This is a genomic window from uncultured Pseudokineococcus sp., assembly GCF_947495735.1.
Classification (GTDB): Bacteria; Actinomycetota; Actinomycetes; order Actinomycetales; family Quadrisphaeraceae; genus Pseudokineococcus.
The window spans coordinates 1-10,259 of record NZ_CANMAA010000027.1; the positions used below are offsets into that span (position 1 = coordinate 1).

The window sequence follows — 10,259 nt, forward strand, 5'->3', positions numbered from 1 at the left end:
GCCCCGCCTGGTGCCCCGCCTGGTGCCCCGCCTGGTGCCCCGCCTGGTGCCCCGCCTGGTGCCCCGCCTGGTGCCCCCCTCCGCCGCCCCGTCCTGGTGCTGCCCCTCCTGGTGCTGCCCCTCCTGGCGCGGATCCCCAGCAGCCTCGTCCAGCAGCCTCGTCCGGTGCCGCGGCGCTGGGACCGCGCCCGGTCACGGCCGGGCGACGACCGGCTCAGGCGACGCGGGTCGGCGGCGGTGCGGGCCGGACCCGGGGAGCGCCACCTGGAGCGGGGTGGCGCGGGCCCGCCGCACGAGCAGCCCGCGCCCGGGCGGCGGGCCGCCGCCGCGGTGGCGCAGCGGCAGGCCGAGGGCCTCCCCGTCCAGCGGCCCGGACGGGCCGAGCAGGACGCCGCTGCGCGTGCGGCGCCCCGTCGCCAGCAGACCGCTCGAGCGGGTGACGGCGACCGGGGTGCTGGCCGCGAGCACCAGCAGGTCACCCGGTCGCAGGCGCGGGTCCCGGTCGGGTCGGGCCGCTCCCGCAGCGTCGCCGGTCCCGGGCACGAGGCCCTCGGCCGCGCGCGAGAGCACCTCGGCGACCGCCGACGCCTCGAGCAGGTCGGCGTCGTCGACGAGCAGCAGCAGCGGTCGTCCCCGGTCCCGCGCCCCGAGCGCCTCCTGCAGCAGCGCCGCGGCGTCCCCGGCGTCCGCCGCCACGCGGCGCGCCGTCGGGGCCGGCGGCTCCCCGGCCCACGCGGCCGCCGCGCCGGCCCGCAGGAGCACGCTCGACCACCCCCGGAGGGCCGCCGACCGCTCCAGCACCGCCAGCGCGGTGGACCGGCCGGACCCGGGGTGCCCGAGCACCGAGCACACCGGCCCGTCCAGGTCGGCGCGCAGCCCGACGGCCTCCACGTGGGTGCCCCCCACCCCCAGCAGCAGCTCCCCGACGGGCGCCGGGAGGTGGTCGTCGAGCACGCGCCGCGGCATCGGCGGCAGCCGTCGCGCTGCTCGCACGGGTCGGTCGTCGCCAGCCGTCACGACCGGGCCGAGGGCCCCCAGCGCCTCCACCGCGGCGACCTGCACCTCGAGCGGGCCGGTCGAGGTCCCCCTGCCCGCTGCGGCGACCGTGGCCTCCGCCCCCGCGCGCACGAGGACCCCCCGGCCCGGCGGGGCACCGGGTGCGGGGGCGGCGCGCGCCGGCAGCCCGGCGAGCACGGCGTCGACGGGGTCGGCCAGCGCCAGCACGACCCGGTCCCCGAAGGCCGCACCGGTCCGGCCGCCGAGCACCCGCGGGTCCGCCGTCATCGCCACGAGGACGCCCGCGCCGGGCCCTTCGCGCAGCAGGCGGTGCAGGAGGTCCAGGCACGCGCCGCCGCGCACCTCCTCCCACGCGCTCGAGACGACCTCCCACCCGTCGACGACGAGGAGGACGACCGGCTCGCCCGTGGTGGCCGCGGCGTCCCCGCCGGCCGGGGGAGGCGTGCTCGGGTCCTCGGGCGCGCCGCGCAGCCGCGCGCGCTCGCGGCGCGCGTCGACGAGACCCACCAGGTGCTCCAGCACCCGGGCGGCGTGCTCGTCGTCGTCGTGGGCGACCACCGAGGCCACCGCGGCGAGGCCGGCGGCGTCCGCCAGCTCGCCGGCCGGGTCGACGACGTGGACGACGACCTCCTCCGGCGTCGTCTGGCCCGCGGCGGCCGCCACGAGAGCCCGTGCGGCTCCCGTCCGCCCCGAGCGGGGGCCGCCCACGACGAGGAGGTGGGTGCGCCGGGACAGGTCCCACCCGAGCGGTCGCTGGGCCTGCCCGTCGGGGTCGTCCACGAGGCCCCAGCGCAGGACGGGACCAGGCGACGAGGGGCGCTCCTCCGGGGCGCCGCGGGCGGGCAGCGCGACGACGGGCGGCAGCGGCGGCAGCCACGGCCGGGGCGGGAGGGGCGCCCTCGACCCGCGCCAGGCGTCGCGGACCGTCGCGACGAGGCGTCCCAGGTCGCCCGCGTCCCCGGCCGGCGGCGCGGGGGGAGCGGCGGTGGGCGGGCCCTCGGCCCGGGGCAGGTCGCGCCCCCGGCCGGGCTGCCCGTGCTCGTCGAGGTGCGGGCGCGCGCCCCGAACCCGCGGCCCGCGCGTCGGCGCCGGCCCGGTGGAGGCCACCTGGACCTCCTCGAGCGCCCCGCCGCCGACCCGCCACAGCGACCTCCCCGGGACGCCGGGGGACAGCCGCGCGGCGTCCCGCGCCTCCACGACGTCGAGGGAGTCGTGCTCGTCGCGCACCCGCAGGGCGATCCTGAGGTTCACGTTGGCCGCGACGTCAGGACCGACCACGCCCGCGGGGCGCTGCGTGGCGAGGACGAGGTGCAGCCCCAGCGAGCGGCCCACCGCGGCGAGCCGGACGAGGCCGTCGACGAAGTCGGGGAGCTCCTCGGCCAGGACGCGGAACTCGTCCACGACCAGGACGAGACGCCCCAGCACCGGGTCCCCGGGTCGCCGCCGCTCGCGGTAGGCCCGCAGGTCCTCGGCACCCGCGGCGCGCAGCAGCCGCTCGCGCCGCGCGACCTCCGCGCCGAGGGAGCGCAGCGCCCGGGCGGTCAGGTGGTGGTCGAGGTCCGTCACGAGGCCGCTGACGTGGGGCAGCTCGGCCACGCCCGCGAAGGCGGCCCCGCCCTTGTAGTCGACCAGCACGAAGGAGAGGTCCTCCGGCGCGTGGTGCAGGGCCAGGGACGTCACCAGGGTGCGCAGCAGCTCGCTCTTGCCCGAGCCCGTCGTGCCCGCGACCAGCGCGTGCGGCCCGTCGGCGACGAGGTCGAGGAGCCGGGGCCCGTCGGGGCCCCGGCCCACCGGCACGGCGACCGACCCGCCGTCGCGGGAGGTCCGGCGCCAGGTCGCCACCACGGCGGCCGGGTCGGGCGCGCCCGCCGGGCCGAGCAGCTCGCCCAGGACCACCCGGTCGGGCAGGTCCCGCCCGGGCCCGGCCCCCGGCGCCTGCGCCTCGCGCAGCGGTGCGGCGGCGCGAGCCGTGCGCGCCGCCGTGGCCGCCGAGACGCCCGTGGCGCTGCCCCGCAGCGGGTGCCCGGCGCCGCTGGTGACGCGCACCTGGGTGCGGCCCTCCCCGCCCAGCTCCACGAGCGCCCCGCAGCCGTCCGGCAGCGCCTCGGGCGCCCGGCCGAGGCAGACGGCCAGCACCCCCGAGCCCGGTCCCTCGCGGAGCAGGCGGACCAGCCCCGGGGTGGCGCGCACCTCGTCGTCGTCGTCGACGAGCACGAGGGTCCGCCCGGGGGACGTCGCCCGCTCCGTCCGGTCCCGCGGCTCGCCCGCGCCGTCCGCGAGCTCGAGCAGCCGGGCCACTGCCAGCTCGCGCGCCGACCGGCCCGCCGCCACCGCCCCGGGCCCGGCCGAGGGCAGCCACCCCGCCCACGACCACGGCGCCCGCCGCCCTCCTCCCGTCCCGGCGAGCACGGCGACGCCGACGTCCGAGGGGGCGTGCAGCGCCGCGACCTGCAGGACCAGCCAGCGCGCGGTGGCGCGGACGGCGTCCGGCGGGCCGACCACCCCGACCGCCCCGGCGCCCGTGAGGTCGACGCCGAGCGGGACGTCGTGGAGCAGCGGCACGTGCTCTCGGGCACCGCCCTCGTCGTCCTCGACGAGCACGTGCGTGGACGACGGCGCCGTCCCCGTGCCGACGGAGAGCCAGACCGGGTCCTGCGGCCGTCGCTCCCACAGCCGCGGCCCGGCGGTCGCCAGGGCCAGCGCCACGTCGGCGGCCCCCGGCGCCCGGCTGCGCAGCAGCACCTCCTCGGCCCGCACCGCACGCGCGGCGTCCTCGCGACCCGCCCGCCGTCGACGCTCCGCCCGGGCGGCTGACGCGGCGCACCGGCGCGCCCACGCCCGCCGCTCGCCGGCCGTCGTGGCGACGGCGACCAGCGGCGAGGCCAGCCCCATCAGCAGGGCCCAGGGGCTCCACAGCAGCGCCATCGGGACGGCGACGACGAGGGGCACGAGCGCCGGCGCCCACGCGCCCCGGGGCCTCTCCGGGGCCTCCGGGGTGCGGGGCAGGGTGACCCGGGCGCCGGCCGCCCCCGAGGGCGCCCGGCTCGTCCGGGCGACGAGCCGGTGGCCGAGCCCGTCCCAGGCGCCCGGCCGCAGCGGGTTCCCCCCGAGCCGCAGCTCGAGCACGGTGGAGCCCACGGCCACCCGGGCACCCGCGCCGGCGGGCGCCCCCGGACCGCGCAGCGGCTCGCCGTCCAGGCGCGTCCCGTTGGTCGTCCCGAGGTCGGTCACCACGGCGCCCCGCCGGTCGACGTCGAGCCGGACGTGGCGGCGCGAGAGCCGCGGGTCCTCCAGGCGCACGTCGGCTCCCGCGCCGCGGCCCACCACGTGCGGCCCGGGAGGCAGCGGGACGACGGCGCCCGCGTCCGGTCCGGCCACGACGTGCAGGTGCAGCACCGCGGGCGGGCGGGGCGGGAGCCCGGCACGGGCCTCGGGGCGCGCGGCGCCCTCCCGGCGGCGGACCAGCAGCGCGCCCTGGACGAGCGGTGGCGCACCCAGCCTGGCGCCCGCGGGCACGGGGGAGCCCGCGCACCACCAGGTGCGTCCAGCGGCGGGGTCCGCCCCGCGGGCGCCGGCCACCACCGGCGCGTCGAGGCAGGCCCCGAGCTCTCCGGCGAGGTCCTCGAGGAGGGGCCCCGCACTCCCCGGCCCGGCACCTGCGAGGTCGACCTCCACCTCCGACGGCGCGTCGGGCGCGTCCTCGTCGAGGAGGGTGATGCGCAGGGGGCCGTGGTCCACGAGCGCACCCTGGCGGGGCCGCCGCTCGGGGCGCAGCCGTCGTCCACAGGCGCCGGCCCAGCGGTGCCCGCGGGCACCGAGGTGACGCGGAGTCACCACAACGGGGGATGTGGACCGCCCGCACGGGGACGCCCGGTCTGCCTAGCGTGGACGCCGTGGCGCAGGGGCCCGTCGAGGAGCCCGCGCCGTGACGGAGAGCGGCGGGCGCGGGGAGCCGCCGCCGAGGACGGGGGAGCGGCGTGGACGCGGTGGCGATGGTCGAGGACGAGGTGCGCGAGCTCGTCCGCCGGCGCGGCCTGGACCCCTCCCGCGAGCCGGCCGTGCTGCGCGCGCTCGTCGAGGACGTCGTCGCGGACTACGACGAGAGGTCGCTGCTCGGCACCCTGCCGCGCCTGCCGGAGCAGGACGGCGTGGTCAAGCGCGTGCTCGACGCCGTCGGCGGCCTGGGGCCGCTCCAGGAGCACCTGGACGACCCGGAGGTGGAGGAGATCTGGATCAACGAGCCGGGCAAGGTCTTCGTCGCCCGGGGCGGCCGGCCGGAGCTGACGACGACGATCCTGTCCCGCGAGAAGGTCGCCGACCTCGTCGAGCGGATGCTGAAGACCTCGGGCCGACGGGTCGACCTGAGCTCGCCCTTCGTCGACGCGAGCCTGCCGGACGGGAGCCGCCTGCACGTCGTCATCCCGGACGTCACGCGGGAGCACTGGGCCGTCAACATCCGCAAGTTCGTGGTCCGGGCCGACCGCCTGGAGGACCTGGTCGCCCTCGGCTCGCTCACCTCCAGGGCCGCGGCCTTCCTCGAGGCCTCGGTCTCCGCAGGGCTCAACGTGCTGGTGTCCGGAGGCACCCAGGCCGGCAAGACGACGATGCTGAACTGCTTGGCCGCGGCCATCCCCCCTCGCTCGCGCGTCGTCACGTGCGAGGAGGTGTTCGAGCTGAAGGTGCCACTGCGCGACTGCGTCGGCCTCCAGTGCCGGCAGCCGAGCCTCGAGGGGACGGGGGAGATCCCGCTGCGGCGCCTGGTCAAGGAGGCGCTGCGCATGCGCCCCGACCGCATCGTCGTGGGGGAGGTGCGCCAGGAGGAGAGCCTCGACCTGCTCATCGCCCTCAACTCCGGGCTGCCGGGGATGGCCAGCGTGCACGCCAACAGCGCCCGCGAGGCCGTCTCGAAGATGTGCACGCTCCCGCTGCTGGCGGGGGAGAACGTGAGCAGCCGCTTCGTCGTGCCGACGGTGGCGAGCAGCGTGGACCTGGTGGTGCACGTGGCCCTCGACCGCGACGGCCGGCGCAGCGTGCGGGAGGTCCTCGCGGTGCCCGGGCGCGTGGAGGACGACGTCGTGGAGGTGGCGGACGTCTTCACGACCGTCGGGGGCTCGCTCGTGCGCGCCGACGGCTTCCCGCCCCACGAGGACCGGTTCGAGCGGGCGGGGCACGACCTGCGCGCGCTGCTGGGCGGCGCCTGAGGTGGGCGCGCTCGTGGGGCTCGCGGCCGGGGCCGGGCTGTTCTGCGTCTGGTGGGCGTGCTGGGTCCCGGCGCCCGGGGAGGTGGCGCCCCGGCGCCCCTCGCGCAGGACGGCCGCCCTGCGCGACGAGCTGGTCCAGGCGGACATGCCGGGCGTGGGCCCGGTGGCGCTGGCGATGGCGGCGGTGGTCTCCGGAGCCGTGGTGGGGGTGGCCGTCCTGGCGCTCTCGGGGTCGCCGGTCGTGGCGAGCGCCTTCGGGCTCATCGCCGCCCTCGCGCCCCGCGCCGTCGTGCGGTCGCGGGCCCGGGCGCGGCGGACCAGCACGCGCGAGCAGTGGCCCGAGGCCGTCGACCACCTCACCTCCGGCATCCGTGCCGGCCTGTCCCTGCCCGAGGCGCTCGCGCAGCTGTCGGTCAGGGGCCCGGTCGAGCTCCGCCCGGCCTTCGCGGCCTTCGCGGAGGACTACCGGGCGACCGGGCGGTTCGGCGACTGCCTCGACCGCCTGAAGGCGTCGCTGGCCGACCCGGTCGCGGACCGCATCGTCGAGGCGCTGCGCCTGACCCGCGAGGTGGGCGGCAGCGACCTCGGCCGGCTGCTGCGCACCCTGTCCACGTTCCTGCGCGAGGACGCCCGCACGCGCGCCGAGCTGGAGGCGCGCCAGAGCTGGACGGTCAACGGGGCCCGTCTCGCCGTCGCCGCGCCGTGGCTGGTCCTCGGGCTGCTGGCCTCTCGGCCGGAGGCCGTCGACGCCTACGACAGCGCCACCGGCGCGGTGGTGCTCGCGTCCGGGGGCGCGGCGTCCGTCGTCGCGTACCGCCTCATGGTGCGTCTGGGGCGCTTGCCCGACGAGGAACGGGTGCTCCGGTGACGCCGGCCGCGCTGCTCGTCGGCGACGTCGCCCCGTCGGCGCAGGTGTGGTCCTGGGAGGGTGCGGGGCTCGGCCTGGTGGCGGGGCTCGGGCTCTGGCTCGCTCTCGTCCGCCTGCCCGTGCTGCGGCGGGTGTCCCTGCAGGACCGCATCGCGCCGTACGTCCGGGACGCGGTGCCGCCGTCGCGGCTGCTGCAGGAGGACTCCGCACCGGGCCCGCTGGTCGTGGTCGAGCGGATGCTGGCCCCGGTGATGGCCGACGCCGTGCGCGGTGTCGAGCGCGTGCTGGGCGGTCGTGCGGGCGTCCGCAAGCGACTCGACCAGCTCGGGCGCAGCACCTCCGTGGAGGACTTCCGCGCCCAGCAGGTGGTCTGGGGGCTCGCGGGCCTGCTCGGCGGGGTGCTGGCGGCGGTGCTGGTCGCGAGCGCGCGGGGCGTCGCGGTCGTCCCGCTGGCCCTGCTCGTCCTCCTGGGCGGTGCGGGCGGCGTCCTGCTGCGCGACTGGTGGCTCACCCGCTCGGTGCAGCGGCGCGAGGAGCGGATGACGGCGGAGTTCCCCACGGTCGCCGAGCTGCTGGCGCTGTCCGTGAGCGCCGGCGAGGGGGCCGTGGGGGCGCTCGAGCGGGTCTCGCGCACGTGCGCCGGCGAGCTGTCGGGCGAGCTGCGCCGCACGCTCGCGGAGGCGCGGGCTGGGGCGTCGCTGGTCCAGGCGCTCCAGGGGCTCGCGGACCGCACGAGCCTGCCCAGCCTCGCGCGCTTCGTGGACGGCGTCGCCGTGGCCGTCGAGCGCGGGACGCCGCTGGCCGACGTGCTCCGCGCGCAGGCCCAGGACGTGCGCGACGAGGGCCGACGGGCGCTGCTCGAGAGCGGTGGTCGCAAGGAGATCGCGATGATGGTCCCGGTCGTGTTCATGGTGCTCCCCATCACGGTCGTCTTCGCGGTCTTCCCCGGTCTCGCCGTGCTGAGGCTCGACCTGTGAGCGCGCGCCGGCAGCGCGCCGGCCCCGCCGACCCCGCCGGCGAGGTCCTGCGAGGGGCGACCCGGCCGACGCCGCGGGCGCACCACGGGTGTCCCGCCGCGCCCCGCGAGCCCGACGCCGCATCCGACGACCTGCCCGACGAACGAGACGGAGCACCTGATGAGCACCACCCTGACGAGGACGGCGACGAGGGCCGCGGGCGCCGCGGCACGGATGGGACGGGGGGTCGCGGTCAGGATCGCCGCGCTGAAGGGCTCCGACCGCGGCGACGTCCCGGGCTGGGTGATGGTGACCCTGATGACGGCGGGCCTGGTGGTGGCGCTCTGGGCCGTGGCCGGACCGCGCCTGGCGCAGGTCTTCTCGACGGCCATGGACCGCGTCCTCAGCGGCGGCTGAGGGCGGCACGCGGTGCCGGACCGCGGGACCGCGGCTCGGCGGTGGTCGACTTCGCCCTCGTCGCGGCCCTCCTGACGCTCGTGCTCACCGCGGTGCTGCAGCTCGCGGTGGTGCTCCACGTGCGGGCGACCGTGGTCGACTGCGCGGCCGAGGGGGCGCGGTTCGGCGCCCTCGGCGACCGCACGCCCGCCGACGGCGCGGAGCGCACCCGACAGCTCGTGACGGCGGCCCTCTCGCCCGCCTACGCCCGCGACGTCGAGGCGCGCACGACCGGGGTCGGGGGCCGGCGGGTGGTCGAGGTCCGGGTGGCGGCCCCGCTCCCGGTCGCCGGCCTCCTCGGGGTCGGCGACGTCCTCGAGGTGCGCGGACGGGGTCTGGTGGTCGGTGCGGCCGAGGACGCCGGGTGAGCGTCTCGCGCCTCGTAGCCGCCGTGCGGCGACGACGTGAGCGCGCCGTGGCGGCCGGGGCGGACAGCGGGAGCGCGGTCGTGGAGTTCGTGGTCCTCGGCGTCCTCCTCCTCGTCCCCGTGGTCTACCTGGTGCTGTGCGTGGCCCGCGTGCAGGCCGCGGTCTTCGCCGCGGAGGGCGCCGCGCGCGAGTCCGCTCGCGTGATCGCGGCGCCGGGTGCGGGGAGCACGGGGCGCGCAGACGCCGAGACGGTGGTCGGGCTGGCCCTGGCGGACCAGGGCTTCGACAGCTCGGCGGCGCGGCTCGACGTCCGGTGCTCCACCGACCCCTGCAGCGCTCCGGACTCCCTGGTCCGGACGACGGTCACCGTCGAGGTGGGGCTCCCCGGCGTGCCGGCCCTCCTCGACGGGGTCGTGCCGGCGCGCGTGCCGGTGGTCGCCACGGGGACGGCGGCGGGCGACCGCTTCGCCGCCGCGCCGTGAACCGCTGGAGGTGGAGGTCGCGCTCGGGGTACGTCGGCGAGGGGGATGCCGGGCAGGTCGCCCTGCTCGTGCTGGGCTACAGCGTCCTCGCGCTGGTGGTGGTGCTCGTGGTCACGGCGGCCTCGGCCGTCCACCTCGAGCGCAAGCGCCTGTGGGCGCTCGCCGACGCAGCCGCCGCGGACGCCGCCGACGCGCTGGACCGCGAGGCCTACTACGGCGGCTCCGGCTCCCTTGGGACCGGTGTCCCCCTCACCGATGACGGCGTGCGCTCGGCGGTGCAGGCGCACGTCGCACGGGCCGGGGCCGCCGAGCGCTTCGACGGGCTGGCGGTGGCGCCGGGGACCGGGACGCCGGACGGAAGGACCGCCGAGGTGGTCCTGGTGGCGACGGCCGACGTGCCCGTGCTGGGTCTGCTGCCGGGCACGACCGCGACGGGCGGCCCACTGGCGATCACGGTGACCTCGAGGGCGCGCACGGCGCTCGCACCCGGCTGAGGGCACGGGGGGCACTGGGCCCGGAGGGGGGCCAGGGGCACCTCGGTCCGGGGGCCCACGGAGATCGGGGGGTCGACGGTCTCCGATGCCGGCGGTCGCGGGCTCCGTGGGGGGCTGAGCGCCGGCTCGCAGCAGGTGCGGCCGAGCGCGCCGCCGTGCACCTCAGCGAGGCCGTCCGGTGGTCCTGAGGACCCCTGGAGGTGGGGTAACGTTCTTCTCGCCGCAAGGGACCGGGACACCGGCTCAGGCCAGACCACCTCGGTGGTTGACGCTCTGGAGTCGGATGGCCTAGGTTTGAGCGGTTGCCTCCTGGAGGTCCGGCCCCGCGGTCGGACGTCAGGCGGGTCTGCTTCTTGAGAACTCAACAGCGTGCCAAAGTCGAATGCCAAGTTTTTGTGGTTCGGCTGGTTGTCGTGT

Annotated in this window: 8 protein-coding genes; 7 read left to right on the plus strand and 1 reads right to left on the minus strand. The window is 78.9% G+C overall.

Annotated features, from left to right (window positions below; translation table 11 throughout):
• Positions 1-192: 192 nt before the first annotated feature.
• On the minus strand, positions 193-4,755 hold the full coding sequence (locus Q0848_RS18660; protein ID WP_299040318.1) for an FtsK/SpoIIIE domain-containing protein: 4,563 nt from the start codon (positions 4,753-4,755) through the stop codon (positions 193-195).
• A gap of 239 nt (positions 4,756-4,994) precedes the next feature.
• On the opposite strand from Q0848_RS18660, the gene Q0848_RS18665 reads away from it, so the two are divergent.
• The 7 genes from Q0848_RS18665 to Q0848_RS18695 all read left to right on the plus strand — a co-directional run bounded on the left by Q0848_RS18665 (position 4,995) and on the right by Q0848_RS18695 (position 9,842).
• On the plus strand, positions 4,995-6,218 hold the full coding sequence (locus Q0848_RS18665) for a CpaF family protein (RefSeq protein WP_299040319.1): 1,224 nt from the start codon (positions 4,995-4,997) through the stop codon (positions 6,216-6,218).
• A gap of 1 nt (position 6,219) precedes the next feature.
• Positions 6,220-7,086: a type II secretion system F family protein gene (locus Q0848_RS18670; RefSeq protein ID WP_366146680.1), complete on the plus strand. Its 867-nt coding sequence runs from the start codon at positions 6,220-6,222 to the stop codon at positions 7,084-7,086.
• A 74-nt stretch (positions 7,087-7,160) separates the two neighbouring features.
• Positions 7,161-8,063 carry a type II secretion system F family protein gene (locus tag Q0848_RS18675; protein WP_366146681.1) on the plus strand — a complete coding sequence of 301 codons (903 nt, stop codon included), beginning with the start codon at positions 7,161-7,163 and terminating at the stop codon, positions 8,061-8,063.
• A 213-nt stretch (positions 8,064-8,276) separates the two neighbouring features.
• Positions 8,277-8,459 (plus strand): hypothetical protein, encoded by a 183-nt coding sequence (locus tag Q0848_RS18680; protein WP_366146682.1) that lies wholly within the window; start codon positions 8,277-8,279, stop codon positions 8,457-8,459.
• Between the two features lie 41 nt (positions 8,460-8,500).
• A complete protein-coding gene (locus Q0848_RS18685) occupies positions 8,501-8,866 on the plus strand; it encodes a TadE/TadG family type IV pilus assembly protein (RefSeq protein WP_299040325.1) in 366 nt (121 codons plus the stop codon).
• Positions 8,863-9,348 (plus strand): pilus assembly protein, encoded by a 486-nt coding sequence (locus tag Q0848_RS18690; RefSeq protein WP_299040326.1) that lies wholly within the window; start codon positions 8,863-8,865, stop codon positions 9,346-9,348. The genes Q0848_RS18685 and Q0848_RS18690 overlap by 4 nt, the downstream gene beginning before the upstream one ends.
• Positions 9,345-9,842 carry a pilus assembly protein TadG-related protein gene (locus tag Q0848_RS18695; protein ID WP_299040328.1) on the plus strand — a complete coding sequence of 166 codons (498 nt, stop codon included), beginning with the start codon at positions 9,345-9,347 and terminating at the stop codon, positions 9,840-9,842. The genes Q0848_RS18690 and Q0848_RS18695 overlap by 4 nt, the downstream gene beginning before the upstream one ends.
• Positions 9,843-10,259: the final 417 nt, after the last annotated feature.

Excerpts from the sequence above, each read along its gene's own strand:
- Q0848_RS18680 (WP_366146682.1), top strand. The coding sequence starts at position 8,277 with ATGGGACGGGGGGTCGCGGTCAGGATCGCCGCGCTGAAGGGCTCCGAC.